Source organism: Variovorax sp. R-27, assembly GCF_049913215.1.
In the GTDB taxonomy this organism is placed as follows: domain Bacteria; phylum Pseudomonadota; class Gammaproteobacteria; order Burkholderiales; family Burkholderiaceae_C; genus Variovorax.
In genome coordinates this window covers 1703009-1720777 of record NZ_CP183984.1, presented here as the reverse complement: position 1 = coordinate 1720777, position 17769 = coordinate 1703009, and the positions used below count along the sequence as shown (strand labels likewise).

Genomic DNA, 17769 nt, shown 5'->3' with positions numbered 1-17769 from the left:
GTTGGAATCTTTTTGAGTCGGCAACACGAGGCTGGAATGGTCCTGCCACGAGCGGCCGAAAGCGTTCGCTACCATCCTAACCCGCTCCCCTCGCCAGCAAAAGATGGTTTCTCCGCGTCTCCCCTCGACCCAGGGCCTGCAGGCCTTCGAGGCCGTTGCACGCCTGCGCAGCGTGAACCTCGCCGCCGAAGAGCTCAGCGTGACGCCCAGCGCGGTGAGCCACCGCATCCGCCAGCTCGAACTGCTGCTGGGGCTGAAGTTCTTCGTGGGCAACGATTTCAGCCTCAGCGCCGACGGCATGGCCTACCTGGCGCGCGTGCGCGAGGCCATTGCGGCGCTGCAGCAGGTGCCGGGCCGCGAGCCCGAATCGCAGGTGCGGCGGCTGCGCGTGGCGGTCACGCCGACCTTCTCGCGGCAGATGCTGCTGCCGCGGCTCGCGCGGTTTCGCGACGCGTACCCGAACATCGAGCTGATGCTGCAGGTGACCATGCCGGTGCGCAACGTCACGGTCGAAGAAGCCGACATCGAGTTGCGCTTCGGCACCGGGCCCTTTCACGATCGCGAGTTTGTCCAACTGCTGGCCGACGAGGTCTCGCCGGTGTGCAGCCCCGCCTACCTGAAGCGCCAGGGCCCCTTCGACGGCTTTGCCACCGATGCCGAGGTGTCGCGCGCGCAGTTGCTGCGCACGCCGCTGGAGTCGTGGCGCACCTGGTTCAAGGCCTGCGGCGTGGGCCTGCCCGAGCCGGCCACGGGCCACCAGTTCAACGACCTCGGGCTGGCGCTCGACGCGGCGGCCGAAGACTTCGGCGTGGTGCTGATGCACCTGCGGCTGGGCAGCGCCTGGCTCGACAACGGACGGCTGGTGCGGCTGTCGCAGCGCAGCGTGCCCTCGCCCAACGCCTACTTCCTGTGCTGGCGGCCGGGCGCCATGGAGCGCTGGGAGTGCGCGACCTTCGTCGAGTGGCTGCGCGAGGCCCTGCGCGAGTGAAGCGGCCGATCTGAATTTTTTTCAGTTGCGAGCCCGGCTTTTTTCAGATGGCGCACCGGAGCGCCTGCCGATAATGGCCGGTTCGCCTTCGTCAACCCACAAGAACCAGCCAGGAGACAGCCCGTGTCCGACCTTTCCAAGATCACCAGCATCGAAGACCTGCGGGTGATCGCCAAGCGGCGTGTGCCGAAGATGTTCTACGACTACGCCGACTCCGGCGCCTGGACCGAGGGCACCTACCGCGCCAACGAGAGCGACTTCCAGAAGATCAAGCTGCGCCAGCGCGTGGCCGTGAACATGGAAGGCCGCTCCACCCGTACCACCATGGTCGGCCAGGAGGCCGCAATGCCCGTGGCCATTGCGCCCACCGGCCTCACCGGCATGCAGCACGCCGACGGCGAAATCCTCGGTGCGCGCGCGGCCAAGGCCTTCGGCATTCCGTTCACGCTGTCGACCATGAGCATCTGCTCGCTCGAAGACATTGCCGAAGGCACCGACCGGCACCCCTTCTGGTTCCAGCTCTACGTGATGAAGGACCGCGACTTCATCGAACGACTGATCGAGCGCGCAAAGGCCGCCAACGTCACGGCCCTGCAGCTCACGCTCGACCTGCAGATCCTCGGGCAGCGCCACAAGGACATCAAGAACGGCCTCACGGCACCGCCCAAGCCCACCATCAAGAACCTGATCAACCTGGCCACCAAGCCGCGCTGGTGCATGGGCATGCTGGGCACCAAGCGCCGCACCTTCGGCAACATCGCGGGCCACGCCAAGGGCGTGAAGGACCTGTCGTCGCTGTCGTCGTGGACCGCCGAGCAGTTCGACCCCGCGCTGAGCTGGGCCGATGTCGAATGGATCAAGAAGCTCTGGGGCGGCAAGCTCATCCTCAAGGGCATCATGGACGTGGAAGACGCGCGCCTTGCAGCCTCGAGCGGCGCCGATGCGCTCATCGTGTCGAACCACGGCGGCCGGCAGCTCGACGGCGCGCCATCATCCATCGCGGCGCTGCCCGCCATCGTCGACGCGGTGGGCACCGAGATCGAGGTGTGGATGGACGGCGGCATCCGCAGCGGGCAAGACGTGCTCAAGGCCCGCGCGCTGGGCGCACGCGGCACCATGATCGGCCGCAGCTTCCTGTATGGCCTGGGTGCCTATGGGCAAGAGGGCGTAACGCGCGCGCTGCAGCTCATCCACAAGGAGCTCGACATCACGATGGCTTTCTGCGGCCGCACGAGCATCGACGAAGTCGATTCGAGCATCCTGCTGCCGGGTACGTTCTAGGCTTGCCTGAAGGCCTCCCGAAGGCCACTTCGGGGGTAGGCCGATGCGGCGTTGACCGACACGCCGCAGCCTCTTGCCGGCGCAGAATGTTTTGGCAACAACAACATTGCCTGCACGGCACAAGAAGGCACCATGAGCGCAGTCACGCCTGTTCCGGGAGGCCCAGCGGCCTCTGCTTCGCCACTACCGCACTACACGGCCGAAGAAAAGCGCCACCGCGTCTTCGCGATCATGGCGGCCTCTTCCGGCAACCTGGTCGAGTGGTTCGACTTCTATGTGTATGCGTTCTCGGCGCTGTACTTCGCGCCGGCCTTCTTTCCCAAATCGGACCCCACCGCCCAGTTGCTGAACACCGCCGGCGTATTCGCGGCCGGCTTCCTGATGCGGCCCATCGGCGGCTGGCTCTTCGGCCGCGTGGCCGACCGGCTGGGGCGCAAGACGTCGATGCTGATCTCGGTGACGATGATGTGCGCCGGCTCGCTCGTCATCGCGTGCCTGCCGACTTACGCGCAGATCGGCGCGTGGGCGCCCTTCCTGCTGCTGATCTGCCGCCTGTTCCAGGGGCTGTCGGTTGGCGGCGAATACGGCACCACCGCCACCTACATGAGCGAGGTGGCACTGCGCGGCCAGCGCGGCTTCTTCTCGTCATTCCAGTACGTCACGCTGATCGGCGGGCAACTGCTCGCGGTGCTGGTGATCGTGGTGCTCGAACAACTGCTGACCGAGGCCGAACTCAAGGCCTGGGGCTGGCGTGTTCCGTTCGTCATCGGTGCCATCGCAGCGGTTGTCGCGCTGCTGCTGCGCCGCACGCTGCATGAAACGCAGACCGACGAAGCCAAGAAGAACAAGGAGGCCGGCAGCATGGCCGGCCTGTTCAGGCATCACACGCCCGCCTTCCTCACGGTGCTGGGCTACACGGCCGGCGGCTCTCTGATCTTCTACACCTTCACCACGTACATGCAGAAATACCTGGTGAACACGGTGCACCTGCCCATCAAGACCGCAAGCTATGTGATGACCGGGGCGCTGTTCGCCTACATGTGCATGCAGCCGGTGTTCGGCGCGCTGTCGGACCGCATCGGGCGGCGCAACAACATGCTGCTGTTCGGCGGGCTCGGCGCGCTGACGACCGTGCCCATCCTTACCGCACTGCAGCACACGACGAGCCCGGTGATGGCTTTCGTGCTGATCATCGTGGCGCTGGCCATCGTGAGCTTCTACACCTCGATCAGCGGGATCGTGAAGGCGGAGATGTTCCCGCCTGAAGTGCGGGCGCTGGGCGTAGGGCTGGCCTATGCCGTGGCCAACGCGATCTTCGGCGGCTCGGCGGAATACGTGGCGCTGGGACTCAAGTCACTGGGACACGAGTCGGCATTCTTCTGGTATGTGAGCGCGATGATGGTGATCGCGTTCCTGGTGAGCCTGCGCCTGCCGAGGCAAGCGAGCTACCTTCATCACGATCACTGAACCAACACTGGCAGCTGGCTACTCGGCTTCCAGACGCTGCGCCACTTCGTGCTTGCTCAGCCCGCGCACCGAAGCAAGGTTCTCGAGTTGCGCTGCCCTGGGCCGGGCCTTGCCCTGTTCCCAGTGGTAGATCGTCTGGCCCGACACGCCCACCAGCTTTCCATAAGACGCGGCGGAAATACCCAGCTTCGTGCGATGCGCAGCCAAGCGCCCGGCACTGAAGCGGCGCTTGGTTCCGCCTTCATCCGACTCGTCGGGTTCGCTCGCGCGTGCACTGCGGGCCGTGCCTTTGGTAACGTTGCGCAGTTCCTTCTCCAGCGAACTCACTTGGCGGCGCAATGCCGCTATGGCCGCGCGGTGATGAACCGATGCCTTCTTGAGGGTTTCCATTTCTGCGCGGACTTCCTTGCGGGCGACACGCGAGATTTCAGATTTAAGGATGGATGCAATGTTTGGCATGCCGGCATTGTGCCCAGCAAATGTAAACACGGGACAAGAATGTCAAATCTTGGATCAAATTTGAATCTTTTGATTACAAAGCGAAGATCCGCGTCATCGCGACCCACTTCTCCCCTTCAGGCGTCCAGGGCGTGGGCGCCTGGAACTTCCACATCAGTTCTTCCCACTCCCTGATCTTTGGATTGCTCCGCGTGGCAAGCGCCATGGCATCGGCGTTGTAGCAGGCATCGTCCGTCTCCATCAGCATCACCATCCGCGTACCGAGCCGGTAGATTTCCATGGCCGTTATGCCGTGCGCATTCAGGTGCTCGCGCACCTCGGGCCAGATGCTGCGGTGATAAGCCTCGTACTCGGCGATCAATACAGGGTCGTCTTTCAAATCGAGGGCCAGGAAATGGCGCATGGCTTGTTCCGATCAAAGCAGGGAATCAATCAGGTCAGCGCCCGATCCAGATGCGTATATCCGCCGTCCACAAACACCCATTGCCCGGTGGTGTGCGCGGCACGCTCCGACAACAGGAACACGACGTTGTCCGCAACCTCCTGTGGAGTCGTCATGCGGCGGCCAAGCGGGATCTTGTCGGTGATCTCCGCGAGCTTGCGATCAGGCTCGTCGAACGCGGAGATCCAGCGCTGGTACAGCGGCGTCATCACCTCGGCCGGGATCACCGCGTTCACGCGAACGCCGTCCTCCAGCAATGAAGCAGCCCACTCACGCGTCAGCGACAGTTGCCCGCCCTTGGCTGCGGTGTAGCCGCTGGTGTTGCCCTGCCCCGTTATTGCCGTCTTCGACGAGATGTTCACGATCGCGCCGCGGCTGGCCTTCAGGTGCGGCAGGCAGTAATGCGCCATCACGTAGCAGTGGACGAGATTGCGTTCGAGTGAACGTACGAAGGCCTCGCGTCCCGCCTCCAGCCCCACGCTGTCGTTCACGCCCGCGTTGTTGACCAGGCCATCGATGCGACCGAACTCGGCGGCGGTATCGGCAATGGCCTTCGCGCAGGCAGCCTCTTCCATCAGCTCGAACTGGAAGAACCTCGCGCGCGGCTGCAATGCAAGCAATGCTTCTTCAAAAGGCGCTTCGAGCGGATTCTTCCCGCAGATCACCGGCACCGCGCCCTCCTGTGCCAGCGTCATCGAAATGGCCGCGCCAATGCCGCTGCCGCCACCGGTAACGATCACCACCTTGTCCTTCAGATTCAGGTCCATGCTGTGCAGTGCCTTTCCTTATCCACGAAAGAGGTATTTCTCCAGCGACTCGGGCTTCATCGTGATCGAGAAGCCCGCGCCTTTCGGCGGCATGTAGGCCGCATTGCGAATCTCGCAGGGCTCGACGAAGTGCTCGTGCAGGTGGTCGACGTACTCGACCACGCGGCCTTCGCGCGTGCCCGAGATGCAGAGGTAGTCGATCATCGACAGGTGCTGCACGTACTCGCACAGCCCCACTCCCCCTGCATGCGGGCACACGGGCAGCCTGTACTTCGCGGCCATCAGCATCACCGCAAGAATCTCGTTCACGCCGCCTAGCCTGCACGCGTCGATCTGCACCACGTCGATGCCGCCGCGCATGATGAACTGCTTGAACATGATGCGGTTCTGGCACATCTCGCCCGTGGCCACTTTCACCGGTGCGATGCCCTCGCGAATCTTGCGGTGGCCTTCCACGTCGTCGGGGCTGGTGGGTTCCTCGATGAACCACGGCTTGGCAAACGCCAGCTGGCGCACCCAGTCGATGGCCTGGCCGACTTCCCACACTTGGTTGGCGTCGATCATCAGGTGCCGGTCGGGCCCGAGCACCTCGCGCGCCACGCGCAGGCGGCGGATGTCGTCCTGCAGGTCGCGCCCCACCTTCAGCTTGATGTGGTTGAAGCCCGCATCCACAGCCTCTTGCGCCAGGCGCCGCAGCTTCTCGTCGGAGTAGCCCAGCCAGCCGGCCGATGTGGTGTAGCAGGGGTAGCCCTCGGCCTGCAGCGTGGCGATGCGTTCGGCCTTGCCAACGGCCGCCGCGCGCAGCAGGGCCAGCGCCTCGTCCGGCGCGATGCAGTCGGTGATGTAGCGGAAGTCGATGCATCGCACCAGTTCCTCGGGGCTCATGTCGGCTACCAGCTGCCACACGGGCTTGCCTTCGGACTTGGCCCACAGGTCCCACATCGCGTTGACCACCGCGCCGGTCGCAAGATGAATCGCGCCCTTGTCGGGACCGATCCAGCGCAGCTGGCTGTCAGAAGTTACGTGCCGCCAGAAGCGCCCCATGTCCTCGGCCACCCACGCCAGGTCGAGCCCCACGACCAGATGCCGCATCGCCTCGATGGCCGCGCAGCAGATCTCGTTGCCGCGGCCGATGGTGAAGGTGAGGCCGTGGCCTTCGAGCCCCGGCTGGTCGGTTTCGAGCACGACGTACGCCGCCGAATAGTCGGGGTCGGGGTTCATCGCATCGGAGCCGTCCAGATGCTGCGAGGTGGGAAAGCGCACGTCGAGCACGCGCATGGATCGGACGATGGTCATGGGACTTTGCGGGCGAGCGATCAGTCGTACAGCACCGCTGCGATCTTCGGATCGGCGATGTTGGTCTTGTCGTACCAGAAGAACCCGGTGTCGACCACCTTCGGCAGCTTCTCACCCTTGATGGCCTTCACGGCCATCTCGACGGTCTTGTAGCCCATGCCCACGGGGTTCTGCGTGATGGCGCCGGCCATGCTGCCGTCCATGATGGCGTTCTTCTGCTGCTTGCCGGAGTCGTAGCCGATGATCACGACCTTGCCGTTGCGCTTCATCTCCTTCACGCCATTGACCACGCCGATGGCAGAGCCTTCATTGGCGCCGAAGATGCCCTTGAGGTTTGGCGAGGCTTGCAATATCGACTTGGTGATCTCGGTCGACTTCAGCTGGTCGCCGCCGCCGTACTGCACGCTCACGATCTTGATGTTCGGGTAGGTCGACTTGATGCGGTTCACGAAGCCGTCGCGCCGGTCGACGCCCGTGCGGCTGGTCTGGTCGTGCACCACCAGCGCGACTTCGCCGCTCTTGCCGATCAGCTCGGCCATCTTGTCGGCTGCGAGCGCGGCGGCAGCCTTGTTGTCGGTGGTCGTGGTGGTCACGGGAATGTCGCTGTCCACGCCCGAGTCGAATGCCACCACCGGAATCTTCGCGGCCTGCGCTTTCTTCAGCAGCGGAATGGCCGCCTGGCTGTCGAGCGCGGCAAAGCCGATGGCCTGTGGCTTCTTGGCGAGCGCGGCAGAAAGCATGTCGATCTGCTTGTCGACCATGGCCTCGGTCTCGGGGCCTTCGAAGGTGACCTTGACCTTGTAGTCTTTCGCGGCCTGCTCGGCGCCCGACTTCACGGCCTGCCAGAACTGGTGCTGGAAGCCCTTGGACACGAGCGGGATGTAGACCTCTTGCGTCTGCGCCTGCGCGATGCCGGCAAGGCCGATGAGCGCCGCGCCCAGCGTGCACGCAACGGCTGTTCTTCTCTGGATCATGCGAAGTCTCCTGTGGTTGTAGAACGAAACGAAAGCGAGGGGAATCAGTGCGTCTTGCTGCCGCGGCGGCGCAGGATGTCGGCGTACACGGCCAGGATGATGATCACGCCCGTGACCACCGTCTGCCACTCTTGCGCAACCGAAAGAATGCGCAGGCCGTTGGTGAGCACGCTCATGATGAAGGCGCCGATGATCGTGCCGACGATGGTGCCGGTGCCGCCGCTGAGCGACGTGCCGCCGATCACCACGGCCGCAATCGCGTCGAGTTCGTAGCCCTGCCCCAGCGCGGGCTGCGCCGAGTTCAGGCGCGAGGCAATCAACAGCCCCGCAATGCCGCAGATGCCACCGCTCACCGTGTACACCACGATCTTCCAGAAGTCGGTGTTCACGCCCGACAGGCGCACCGCTTCTTCATTGCTGCCGAGCGCGAAGGTGTAGCGGCCCAGGATGGTCTTGTTGAGCACGATGCTCGCGGCCACCGCCACCAGGAACAGGATCAGCACCGCATTGGGAATCGGCAGCGCCGGAATGAAGTAGCCGATGAGCGAGTCTTGCGAGATCGCCGGAAAGTCCGGCGTGTCGTTGAAGTAGATCGGCTTGGTACCCGAGATCACCAATGACAAGCCCTTGAGCAGCATCATCATGCCCAGCGTCGCGATGAAGGGCGGTATCTTGAGCTTGGCGATCAGCACGCCAGAGACAAAGCCTGCCAGCGCGCCGAAGAGAATCGCCGCCGCAATGCCCAATGCGAGCGGCATGCCCATGTAGGTGAGCACCACGCCGGCCATGACGGCGCAGAAGGTCATCAGCGTGCCAACCGACAAATCGATGCCCGCGGTGATGATGACGAAGGTGCAGGCAATGGCGAGCACGCCGTTCACCGCTGTCGACTGCAGGATGCTCACGAGGTTGTCGGCCTGCAGAAACTGCGGCGACGCGACGCTGAAGAACACCATCAGCGCAACGAGGCTGGCAAAGGCCAGCAGCTTCTGCCTGGTGGCGGGGCGAAAAAGCCGGGCCCTCAGCGAGAAGCCGGGCGTGACTGCAGTGGTGGCGGTGGGGGTCGTCAAAGGGTGTCTCCAATCGTCATGCGGTGGCGGCAGCAGCAGCGGTGGTTTCACGCCGGGTGGCGAGCTGCATGATCTTTTCCTGCGAGGCTTCGCGCGCCGGCAGCTCGCCGGTGATGCGGCCTTCGCACATCACGAGCACGCGATGGCTCATGCGCAATATCTCGGGCAGCTCCGAAGAGATGATCACGATGGCCTTGCCCTGCGCGGCAAGCTCGTTGAGCAGGCGGTATATCTCGGCCTTGGCGCCCACGTCGATGCCGCGCGTGGGCTCGTCGAAGAAGAGCACGCCGCAGTCGCGCAGCAGCCACTTGGCGATCACGATCTTCTGCTGGTTGCCGCCCGACAGCAGCCGCACCTGCTGGCGCACCGAAGGCGTCTTGATGCTGAGCTGCTTCACGTAGCGCTCGCCGGCCGCCTCGATGGCGCCCTGGTCGATGAACAGGCCCATCGACAGGAACTTCTTCATGCTCGGCAGCGCGATGTTGGTTTCCACGTCCATGCCGGTGGCCAGGCCGAAGTGCTTGCGGTCTTCCGACAGGTAGCCGATGCCGTGGGCCACCGCGTCCTCGGGCGACTTGATCGACACCTTCTTGCCGTGCACGAAGACCTCGCCCGCGTCGATACGGTCGGCGCCGAACACCGCGCGCGCCAGCTCGGTGCGGCCCGCACCCATCAGGCCCGCAAAGCCGAGGATCTCGCCGCGGCGCAGCACGAAGCTCGCGTTGCGCACCATCGTTCCGCGGCAGATGCCCCTGGCCTCGAGCACGATCTCGTTGCCCGAGGTGTCGGGCATGTCGGTTTCCACCTCCGCGAGCTGGCGGCCCACCATCATGGCGATGAGCGAATCCATCGGCGTTTCGGCCATCGGCACGGTGGCGATGTACTGGCCGTCGCGCATCACGGTCACGCGGTCGGCGATGCGCTTGAGCTCGTCCATCTTGTGCGAGATGTAGACGATGGCCACGCCCCGCGACTTCAGCCGGCCGATGATGCGGAACAGGTCGGCCACCTCTTCGTTGTTCAGCGCGGCAGTGGGCTCGTCCATGATGAGCACGCGCGAGTCGAACGACAGCGCCTTGGCGATCTCCACCATCTGCTGCTTGGCCACCGTGAGCTCGCCGACCGGCGTGCGCGGGTCGAGCCGCAGGTTCATGCGCTCGAAGATGCGTTGCGTCTCGGCGCACATGGCCTCTTCGTCGATGAAGAGGCCGAAGCGCCCGCGCGGCTCGCGGCCGATGAAGATGTTCTGCGCGGCGCTCAGGTGGTTCATCAGGTTGAGCTCCTGATGGATGATGCCGATGCCCAGGGCCTGCGCAGCGCGCGGGCTCGCGATGTCCACGGGCTGGCCGTCGAGCAGCACTTCGCCGGAGTCCTTGCGGTACACGCCCGCCAGCACCTTCATCAGCGTGGACTTGCCCGCGCCGTTCTCGCCCATGAGCGCATGCACCTCGCCGGGCAGCAGCTCGAACTGCGCCTTGTCGAGCGCGCGCACGCCGGCGAAAGACTTGCTCAGGTCGCGAAGGGTGACGATGGGTTGCGTCATGGGCAATCTCAGTGCAGTGACAGGTCGTAGAAGCGCTGCGCCGTGCCACGCCACACGCTGGCCTGCTCGCTTGGCGAAAGGCTGCCGATGCAGGCCTCGCTCACGGCAACCCAGCCCGCGTAGTTGCCGGCCAATGTGAGCACGGGCCAGTCGCTGCCCCACATCAGGCGATCGGGCCCGAACACGTCGAGCAGGTGCTCCCACACCGGGCGCACGGCGCGCACGGCCGCATCGACGTCGCCGTGCGTGGACGGCGGAGCCTCACCCCACAGCCCCGAGAACTTGCAGCACACCTGCGGCAGTGCCGCGACCGCTGCAATGCTCTTGCGCCATCGCTCGAAGTCTTCGCTGCCGTGCGCGCCGACGGGTGGCTTGGCCCCATGGTCGACCACCACGGGCAGCTCCGGCCATTGCTTCAGGAAGCGCAGCATCGGCGGCAAGTGCCGTGGCTTCACCAGCGCATCGAAGCGCAGGCCGAACCGCAGCAAGGTGCGTAGTGCATCAGGACGCGGCCGGTGCGCGATCCAGTCGTCGTCGGGCAGGTCTTGCAGCATCGGCCGCACGCCCTTGAAGCTGGGGTGCCGCGCCATCCGCTCCAGCGAAGCGACGGCGCCAGGCCGGCTCAGGTCGACCCAGCCGACCACGCCGCCGATGACGTCGTGCGCCGTGGCCAGGTCGAGCATGAAGTCGGTTTCGGCCTTCGATTCGGCGGCCTGCACCAGTACGGTCCGGCCCACGCCGTGAGCCTGCAGCAGCGGCGCGAGGTCTTCGGGCAGGAAGTCGCGCACCAGCGGGGCCAGCGTCGGCACGCTCGCGCTCAACCACGTGTAGTCGCCGCGTGCGGGCCGCCAGAAATGCTGGTGCGAGTCGATGCGCTGGATCATGTCCGGTCGCGGGCAGCGGTATGCTGCCGAACGCCTTGCCTCTCTAGTCCATGTGTGAACAGAGTATTTACATACGAACTTTTAGCGTCAAGCGCACTTCATGGGTGCTTACCCGTAGAACGAAACTTGCAAAAAGCAATGTCTGCTGTTGAAATTCACCAGTGAACAAATCGATTCAAACCGACATCCTGAGCAAGCCCGCCGAAGACCCTGAGCGCTACCGCGCGCCCGCGCTGGACAAGGGCCTGGACATCCTCGAACTGCTGGCCGACCAGCCCGAGGGCCTGACGCGCGGCGAGATCGTGAAGGCGCTCGACCGCGGTCCGAGCGAGATCTACCGCATGCTCGAACGGCTGGTGGCGCGGCAGTACGTGCTGCGTTCGCTCGCGGGCGACCGCTACAGCCTGAGCCTGAAGATGTTCGACCTTGCGCACCGCTACCCGCCGAACCACCGGCTGGTCACGCAGGCGCTTCCGGTGATGGACCGCTACGTGAAGGAGGCCGAGCAGTCGTGCCACCTGGGCGTGTACGACCGGGGCAACGTTCAGATCGTGGCGCAGGTCAACAGCCCGGCGGCGAGCAACATGACGGTGCGGCCAGGCACACGCGTGAACCTGCTCGACACCGGCTCGGGCCAGGTGCTGCTGGCCTGCGAATCGGACGAGCGGCGCAAGCAGATGGTGGCCGAGCACGTGGCGCTCGACGGCGAGGTGCAGATACCGCCCGACGAGCTGGAGCACATGCTCGAAGCCGTGCGCGCCACCGGCTACCGGCAGCGCGAGAGCATGCAGTACTTCGGCGTGATAGACATCTCGTGCCCCATCCTCGGCCCGCACGGGCATGCGCTGGCGGTGCTCACCACGCCGTACATCCGGCGCATCGACCGCCATACCATTCCGTCGCTGGACCGCGCGCGCGAACTGATGCTGCAGGCTGCGCGCGACCTCTCGCTGCTCGCGAACGCCTAGTTCCCGGGAGGCTTGGGCGCCTTCTTCTTTCGCCCCCCGATGGCCCCGGACGCCGCAGCCCCGAGGATGCGGCGAAAGGTGGGGCATTCCATGTGACTGGGCGCGCGGCACACAGCAGCGTGCCGCAGGCCGTCGCGCATGGCGCTCAGGCTGCGGATCGTCCTGTCGAGTTCTTCCGCCTTGGCTGTGAGCATCAACCGGTCGATGCGCGGCTGCCCGTTGGGCCCGAACATGCGCGCGATCTCGCCCAGAGAGAAGCCGGCGGCGCGCCCCAGTGCAATGAGTGCGAGCCGCTCCAGCACGCCGGCATCGAACAGGCGGCGCAGGCCGTGCCTTCCGGTCGAGGCGATCAGCCCCTTCTCGTCGTAATAGCGCAGCGTCGAGGCGGGCACGCCGGAGCGCTGCGCAACCTCGCCGATATCCAGATGTTTCATTACCCTCTTGACCTCAAGCCGACTTGAACTTGCATAGTGCGGTTTCCGCCTCATGAAGGCAAGCCAAAGGAAACGACCATGGACGACACCACCCCGCAGGCCGGCGACGAACAGGCAAGGCTCTGGAACGGCTCGGCCGGACGCGCCTGGGTCGACACGCAGGCAACGCTCGACCGCCTGTTCCAGCCCTTCGAAGACTTGCTCGTCGAGGCTGCGTCCGCCCGACCGGGAAGCTGCGTGCTCGACGTGGGCTGCGGCACCGGCAGCACCACGCTCGCATTCGCACGGCTGCACGGCGCCGAAGGCGGTTGCGTCGGCATCGACATCTCGGAGCCGATGATTGCCGTCGCCCGCAGCCGCGCCGAGCGCGAAGGCTCGCCGGCAAGCTTCATCTGCGCCAACGCGCAGACCCACGCCTTCGAGCCCGCGAGCTTCGACAGCATCATGTCGCGCTTCGGCGTGATGTTCTTCGACGACCCCGTGCGGGCCTTTGCCAACCTGCGGACTGCCGCAAGGGACAACGCCGAGCTGCGCTTCATCGCCTGGCGCAGTGCGGCAGAAAACCCGTTCATGACCACCGCCGAGCGCGCCGCCGCGCCGCTGCTGCCGAACCTCCCCGCCCGCCGGCCGGATGCGCCGGGCCAGTTCGCCTTCGGCGACAAGCGCCGGGTCCACGCCATCCTCGATGAGAGCGGCTGGGTCGACATCGAAATCCAGCCCATTGACGTGCCCTGCACCATGCACGAGAAAGAACTGATCGGCTACCTGAGCCGGCTCGGCCCCGTCGGCAATGTGCTTCAGCAGGCGGACGAGCACGTGCGTGCACAGGCAATCGACACGGTGCGTGCTGCCTTCGAGGCTTTTGTGCATGGTGACGAAGTGCGCCTGACCGCCGCCTGCTGGATGGTCGTTGCGCGCGCGCCTTGAAAGCACCGGAGCGCGCCGCACGAACTCCTGCAAGCCTTGCACACGTATCGCCTCCCTTACACTGCCCTTCATGAGTACGCAGGGCTCACCCTCATCCGCGCCAGGCAACACGATCACGGGCGCAGATGCACCGCCTGGCCCCGGCGACTCCCATGCCCAGCTGGTTCGCGAACGCCTGTTGCGCCGCATGTTCGTGATGGGCCCGCCCACGGTGCTCACGGCGCTGGCCGCGGCCATCGCGATGGCCGGCGTGTTCTTCTGGATGACGCGCGGCCTCGGCGCATTGATGTGGGGCTTCGTGATCTGCGCGCTGCTCGGCCTGAGGCTGGTGTTCATGCGCTGGAACGCGCGTCTGTACCCGGAGCCCGAGTTCACCTTGCGCCAGCCCGACGGCGCGTGGCGCTTCATGTGCCCGCTGGGCGCCTACATGTCCATGTGGACGCTGGCGCCCTGGGCGCTGATGCCGCCGGGTACGGAATCGCCCATGCGAATCCTGATCCTGCTGCTGGGCATGTTCGCCGTGCTGATGGGCTCGGTGCCGGTGATCGCCACATGGCGCGCCATGGTGCCTGTGGTCACCATTCCGCTCACGCTGGGCGTGGTGACGCGCTTCGCGTGGATGGGCGGCACGGACGGCTGGTTCACCTGCGTGGTCGGCCTGCTGTTCGGCGGCTCGATGGCGCGCTACGCACTGTCGCAGCACCAGCTCATCCGGCGCAGCCTGTCAGACCAGATCGACAAGGAACTGCTGAGCGAACAGCTGCTGCGCCAGTCGTTCGAGCTGCAGCGGCTCAACCGCGAGCGCAGCCGGTTTTTCGCGTCGGCCAGCCATGACCTGCGCCAACCCGTGCATGCACTGGCGCTGTTCTCCCGCTCGCTGGAGCGCGACCTCGCGGACCACCCGCTTGCCCCCGTGGCCGGCCGCGTCGTGCAGGCGACCGACGCAGTGAGCGGCCTGCTCAACGCGATGCTGGACATCTCCAAGATCGATGCGGGCACTGTGGTGCCCCAGCCCACGGAGATCGCCGTGGACCCGCTGTTCCTGCGGCTGTCGCAACTCTTCGAGCCGCGTGCCCAGCAGGCGGGGCTTTCGCTGCGGTTCCATACCGGGCCCGAATGGCTGAAAACCGATGCCGACCTGCTGCTGCGCGTGCTGACCAACTTCGTCGACAACGCCCTCAAGTACACACGGTGCGGCGGCATTCTTGTGAGCGCGCGACCACGCGGCGACCGTTTGCGCCTGGCCGTGTGGGACACGGGCCTGGGCATCGCACCCGAGCATCTGCCTCATGTGTTCGACGAGTTCTACCAGGTCGACAACCCGCAACGTGATGTCGCGCGTGGCCTGGGCATCGGGCTGGCCATCGTCAAGCGCCTGGTCGACCTGCTCGGCGGTGAAGTCGGCGTGCGTTCCCGGCAGGACCATGGCAGCGTGTTCTGGGTCGACCTGCCGCGCCGACCACCGGCACCGGCAGCCCCGGCCCTCGCGCCCACGGTTACACCTGCTCCCGCCGCGATCGACACCACGGAGCTACCGCTGGTGCCCCCACGCGTGCTGCTGCTCGACGACGAGCAACCTGTGGGTGAGGCGGTGCGCATGTGGCTGGCACCCTACTGCGAGCGCATCGAAATCACCACGCGGCTGTCCGATGCCTGCGCACAGGTGCGGGCAACGCCGGAAGACTTCGACGCTTTCATCGTCGACTTTCGGCTTGCTGACCCGCAGGACGGCATCCAGGCGACCGCGGAACTGCGCCAGCTTGCCGGCCGTCGCGTGCCCACGATCCTGGTCACGGGCGATACCGACCCCGAGCGTGTGCGTGCCGCTTACGCCAGCGATCTGGTCGTGATGTTCAAGCCGGTTCAGCCGGAGGTGCTGCTGCGCACCCTGCACCAGATCATCCGCAGCGAGGAAAGGGAGCCAGCCCTCAGTCCGCGTAGACGCCAGCCGCCTTGATCACAGGCGTCCACTTGGCGATCTCTTCGATCACGAACTTCTTGTGACCCGCCGGCTCGATGCGCCCGTCGGTGGCCACCACGGCGCCCAGCAGCTCTTCACGATGGATGAAGTCCGGGTCTTTCAGCGCAACCTTGAGCGCATCGTTGAGCTTCTTCAACACCGGCGCAGGCGTGCCCTTCGGCGCATAGAGACCGTGCCAGATGGTGACCTGGAAGTTCTTCAGCCCGGCTTCGTCGAGCGTCGGCAAGTCTTTCAGCATCGGCAGCGCAAGCCGCTTCGATGTGGTGACGGCAAAGGCCTTTACCTTACCGGCCTGGATCTGCGGCGTGGTGTTGGTGGTCTGGTCGCACAGCAGGTCGATCTGGCCGCCGATCAGGTCGGTGATGGCCGGGGCGGTGCCCTTGTAGGGCACGGGCGTCATCTCGGTCTTGGTGGCGCTCTGGTACAGCAGGCCGCACAGGTGCGAGGCCGAGCCCACGCCGGCGTTGCCGATGTTGATCTTGCCCTTGTTGGCGGCGATCCAGGTGCTCAGCTCCTTGTAGTTGCTGGCGGGAATGCTGGGCTTGGAGATGAGCGTCATCGGCACATCGTTGACGATGCCCAGGTATTCGAAGTCGGTCTCGACCTTGAACGGCACGTTGCGCACCAGGCTCGGCACGGTGGCCATCGCGATGTGGTTCAGCAGCAGCGTGTAGCCGTCGGGCGCGGCGCGCGCCACCTTGGCCGCGCCGATGGAGCTGCCGGCGCCGGGCACGTTGTCGATGATGACGGTGTTGCCGCCGAGCGGCTTGCGCAGCGCCTCGGCAAGGTCGCGCGCCACGCGGTCGGTCGGGCCGCCGGCTGCGAAGGGCACGACGATGGTGACGGGCTTGCTGCCCGGAAAGTCCTGCGCGTGGGCAGCGACGGCGGCAGCGGCGATCGCCGCGAGGGCGAACAGTTTCTTCATGGAGTCTCCGAGACGTTGGGAAAAAAGAGGATGAAAAAAGTAGATCAGGGCGCGCGTGACGGCACACGGCTTTCGAGCGCGGGCGGCTGCCACGTGGGCTGGATGTGGCAGCCGTTCTTGCCGTCGGCATCGTAGCGAGGCATCAGCGACTTGCAGCGCTGCGCGAGGCTTTCGGGCGTGGGCTTCTCGCCCTTGTCGATCCAGTCGAGCAGCGCGGCAAAGAGCGCGGGGTATTCCGAATCGCTGAGGTAGCTGTGCTCGCGCTCGTTGCTGAAGCTCTGCACCAGCAGGTCGCCGGTGCCTGCCGCATCGCGGATGCGGCGATAGGAATTCTCCAGCTCGACGAAAGCGGTCGGGTCGTCGATGGCATGCAGGCCCACGGTGGGCAGCGCGGTGCGGCCGGTGGGCTGGCTGTCGGCCGCCAATGCGCCCTTGGCCTGCGGGTCGGCCGCGTAGCGCGCCACGCCGGCATTGAGCGCAGCATCGTCGGCCGAGCCGCTGTAGACCACGCCGATGTTGCCGAAGGGGTTGCGGCCGTTCAGCCGTTTCTGCACCAGGTCCTGGAACAGCCAGGTCGCCCATGTGAGGTGCCCCACCAACGAGCGCTCCTGGATCTTCACGACCGAAAGAATGGTCTTCAGTTTCGCCGCCTGCTCTGGCGTGCGCTGCGCGGCGGGCAGGCCAACGCCAGTGCACTCCTGCACGCGCGCGGCGAGGTCGGCGCGCGTGAGCTTCGAGTCCATCGGCAGGCCCATCCACAGCGGGTACTGCGGCTCGTCGGGGCGCGGATGGTTGCGGCAGACGTACTGGTACACCACGCGCAGGTCGAGCCGGAAGTCGTAGGCGCTGTTGCCGCCGCCAAGCACGCCGCTGGTCAGCAGCAGGCCGTCGTACGGGCTCTTAGCGCCGCCGGCCGGCGCATACAGCTCGGCCGCTTTCGCCGCCACGCCCGCGCCGTAGCTCTGCCCGTGCAGCAGCGTGCGGCGCGGCTGGCCGAAGTGGCGCACGAAGATCTGGCGCAGACGCTCGGTGTCTTCGGCCGACATGGTCACGCCGTAGCCGCCGCGCCGGTAGGTGGAACCGGCCCAGGCGTAGCCGGCCTTCACGGTGACGGCCCAGCGCTTGAGGTCTTCCGCGCTGCGCTCGAGCTTGGGCGGTCCGGTCTCGGGGCCGCCGTGGGCGTGCATGACGAGCACGCCGCGGTTCCAGTCCTTCGGGATCGCTATCCAGTAGAGGGCGCCCGTGCCGTCCTCACCGGTGTAGCAGCGCGCGGCCTCGGGCACCGGCGCGGGGCAGGTGGTGGCCTTGGGTGCGGTCGCCGCCGCATGCGCGGACAACATCGGCGCAGCGCCGATCAGTGCGA

General features: G+C 65.9%; 17 protein-coding genes. 6 read left to right on the top strand and 11 right to left on the bottom strand.

Annotated elements, in window-relative coordinates; translation table 11 throughout:
• Positions 1-103 precede the first annotated feature (103 nt).
• The 3 genes from ACN9MV_RS07730 (at position 104) to ACN9MV_RS07720 (ending at position 3736) form a co-directional block, all read left to right on the top strand.
• Entirely contained in the window at positions 104-988 is an 885-nt protein-coding gene (locus ACN9MV_RS07730) for a LysR substrate-binding domain-containing protein (protein ID WP_426391754.1), read from the top strand.
• A gap of 123 nt (positions 989-1111) precedes the next feature.
• Positions 1112-2269: an alpha-hydroxy acid oxidase gene (locus tag ACN9MV_RS07725; RefSeq protein WP_426391753.1), complete on the top strand. Its 1158-nt coding sequence runs from the start codon at positions 1112-1114 to the stop codon at positions 2267-2269.
• Positions 2270-2401: 132 nt separating this feature from the next.
• A complete protein-coding gene (locus tag ACN9MV_RS07720) occupies positions 2402-3736 on the top strand; it encodes an MFS family transporter (protein WP_093050355.1) in 1335 nt (444 codons plus the stop codon).
• Between the two features lie 18 nt (positions 3737-3754).
• On the opposite strand, the gene ACN9MV_RS07715 is transcribed toward ACN9MV_RS07720, so the two are convergent.
• The 8 genes from ACN9MV_RS07715 to ACN9MV_RS07680 form a co-directional block, all read right to left on the bottom strand.
• Positions 3755-4195 (bottom strand): helix-turn-helix domain-containing protein, encoded by a 441-nt coding sequence (locus ACN9MV_RS07715; protein WP_426391752.1) that lies wholly within the window; start codon positions 4193-4195, stop codon positions 3755-3757.
• A gap of 73 nt (positions 4196-4268) precedes the next feature.
• Positions 4269-4598: an L-rhamnose mutarotase gene (locus ACN9MV_RS07710; protein WP_093049134.1), complete on the bottom strand. Its 330-nt coding sequence runs from the start codon at positions 4596-4598 to the stop codon at positions 4269-4271.
• Between the two features lie 29 nt (positions 4599-4627).
• Entirely contained in the window at positions 4628-5404 is a 777-nt protein-coding gene (locus tag ACN9MV_RS07705) for an SDR family oxidoreductase (RefSeq protein WP_426391750.1), read from the bottom strand.
• An 18-nt stretch (positions 5405-5422) separates the two neighbouring features.
• Positions 5423-6700, bottom strand: coding sequence for an L-fuconate dehydratase (locus tag ACN9MV_RS07700; protein ID WP_426391749.1), 1278 nt, complete (start codon positions 6698-6700; stop codon positions 5423-5425).
• Between the two features lie 20 nt (positions 6701-6720).
• The gene (locus tag ACN9MV_RS07695; RefSeq protein WP_093049126.1) at positions 6721-7674 is read right to left on the bottom strand and encodes an ABC transporter substrate-binding protein; all 954 of its coding nucleotides are present in this window, start codon (positions 7672-7674) and stop codon (positions 6721-6723) included.
• Between the two features lie 44 nt (positions 7675-7718).
• Positions 7719-8744: an ABC transporter permease gene (locus tag ACN9MV_RS07690; protein WP_093049123.1), complete on the bottom strand. Its 1026-nt coding sequence runs from the start codon at positions 8742-8744 to the stop codon at positions 7719-7721.
• Positions 8745-8760: 16 nt separating this feature from the next.
• A complete protein-coding gene (locus tag ACN9MV_RS07685) occupies positions 8761-10287 on the bottom strand; it encodes a sugar ABC transporter ATP-binding protein (RefSeq protein WP_426391748.1) in 1527 nt (508 codons plus the stop codon).
• Between the two features lie 8 nt (positions 10288-10295).
• Positions 10296-11171: an amidohydrolase family protein gene (locus tag ACN9MV_RS07680; RefSeq protein WP_426391747.1), complete on the bottom strand. Its 876-nt coding sequence runs from the start codon at positions 11169-11171 to the stop codon at positions 10296-10298.
• Between the two features lie 188 nt (positions 11172-11359).
• Between ACN9MV_RS07680 and ACN9MV_RS07675 the strand changes: the two genes are divergently transcribed.
• Positions 11360-12139, top strand: a complete 780-nt coding sequence (locus ACN9MV_RS07675) for an IclR family transcriptional regulator (RefSeq protein ID WP_093076066.1) — start codon at positions 11360-11362, stop codon at positions 12137-12139.
• Here ACN9MV_RS07675 and ACN9MV_RS07670 read toward each other — a convergent pair.
• Positions 12136-12573 carry a helix-turn-helix domain-containing protein gene (locus ACN9MV_RS07670; protein WP_426391746.1) on the bottom strand — a complete coding sequence of 146 codons (438 nt, stop codon included), beginning with the start codon at positions 12571-12573 and terminating at the stop codon, positions 12136-12138. The two genes, ACN9MV_RS07675 and ACN9MV_RS07670, sit on opposite strands and share 4 nt — an antisense overlap.
• Before the next feature lie 78 nt (positions 12574-12651).
• Here ACN9MV_RS07670 and ACN9MV_RS07665 point away from each other — a divergent pair, with 78 nt between their 5' ends.
• Both ACN9MV_RS07665 and ACN9MV_RS07660 read left to right on the top strand, forming a co-directional pair.
• Positions 12652-13500 carry a class I SAM-dependent methyltransferase gene (locus ACN9MV_RS07665; protein WP_426391745.1) on the top strand — a complete coding sequence of 283 codons (849 nt, stop codon included), beginning with the start codon at positions 12652-12654 and terminating at the stop codon, positions 13498-13500.
• A gap of 70 nt (positions 13501-13570) precedes the next feature.
• Positions 13571-15457 (top strand): ATP-binding protein, encoded by a 1887-nt coding sequence (locus ACN9MV_RS07660; protein ID WP_426391744.1) that lies wholly within the window; start codon positions 13571-13573, stop codon positions 15455-15457.
• On the opposite strand, the gene ACN9MV_RS07655 is transcribed toward ACN9MV_RS07660, so the two are convergent.
• Together ACN9MV_RS07655 and ACN9MV_RS07650 are read right to left on the bottom strand one after the other, a co-directional pair.
• On the bottom strand, positions 15429-16406 hold the full coding sequence (locus ACN9MV_RS07655) for a tripartite tricarboxylate transporter substrate-binding protein (protein ID WP_093049105.1): 978 nt from the start codon (positions 16404-16406) through the stop codon (positions 15429-15431). The genes ACN9MV_RS07660 and ACN9MV_RS07655 overlap by 29 nt on opposite strands.
• Before the next feature lie 44 nt (positions 16407-16450).
• Positions 16451-17746, bottom strand: coding sequence for an alpha/beta hydrolase family protein (locus ACN9MV_RS07650; protein ID WP_426393150.1), 1296 nt, complete (start codon positions 17744-17746; stop codon positions 16451-16453).
• Positions 17747-17769: the final 23 nt, after the last annotated feature.

Excerpts from the sequence above, each read along its gene's own strand:
- ACN9MV_RS07730 (WP_426391754.1), top strand. The coding sequence starts at position 104 with ATGGTTTCTCCGCGTCTCCCCTCGACCCAGGGCCTGCAGGCCTTCGAG.
- ACN9MV_RS07720 (WP_093050355.1), top strand. The coding sequence starts at position 2,402 with ATGAGCGCAGTCACGCCTGTTCCGGGAGGCCCAGCGGCCTCTGCTTCG.
- ACN9MV_RS07715 (WP_426391752.1), bottom strand. The coding sequence starts at position 4,195 with ATGCCAAACATTGCATCCATCCTTAAATCTGAAATCTCGCGTGTCGCC.
- ACN9MV_RS07710 (WP_093049134.1), bottom strand. The coding sequence starts at position 4,598 with ATGCGCCATTTCCTGGCCCTCGATTTGAAAGACGACCCTGTATTGATC.
- ACN9MV_RS07705 (WP_426391750.1), bottom strand. The coding sequence starts at position 5,404 with ATGGACCTGAATCTGAAGGACAAGGTGGTGATCGTTACCGGTGGCGGC.
- ACN9MV_RS07700 (WP_426391749.1), bottom strand. The coding sequence starts at position 6,700 with ATGACCATCGTCCGATCCATGCGCGTGCTCGACGTGCGCTTTCCCACC.
- ACN9MV_RS07695 (WP_093049126.1), bottom strand. The coding sequence starts at position 7,674 with ATGATCCAGAGAAGAACAGCCGTTGCGTGCACGCTGGGCGCGGCGCTC.
- ACN9MV_RS07685 (WP_426391748.1), bottom strand. The coding sequence starts at position 10,287 with ATGACGCAACCCATCGTCACCCTTCGCGACCTGAGCAAGTCTTTCGCC.
- ACN9MV_RS07680 (WP_426391747.1), bottom strand. The coding sequence starts at position 11,171 with ATGATCCAGCGCATCGACTCGCACCAGCATTTCTGGCGGCCCGCACGC.
- ACN9MV_RS07670 (WP_426391746.1), bottom strand. The coding sequence starts at position 12,573 with ATGAAACATCTGGATATCGGCGAGGTTGCGCAGCGCTCCGGCGTGCCC.
- ACN9MV_RS07665 (WP_426391745.1), top strand. The coding sequence starts at position 12,652 with ATGGACGACACCACCCCGCAGGCCGGCGACGAACAGGCAAGGCTCTGG.
- ACN9MV_RS07660 (WP_426391744.1), top strand. The coding sequence starts at position 13,571 with ATGAGTACGCAGGGCTCACCCTCATCCGCGCCAGGCAACACGATCACG.
- ACN9MV_RS07655 (WP_093049105.1), bottom strand. The coding sequence starts at position 16,406 with ATGAAGAAACTGTTCGCCCTCGCGGCGATCGCCGCTGCCGCCGTCGCT.
- ACN9MV_RS07650 (WP_426393150.1), bottom strand. The coding sequence starts at position 17,746 with ATGTTGTCCGCGCATGCGGCGGCGACCGCACCCAAGGCCACCACCTGC.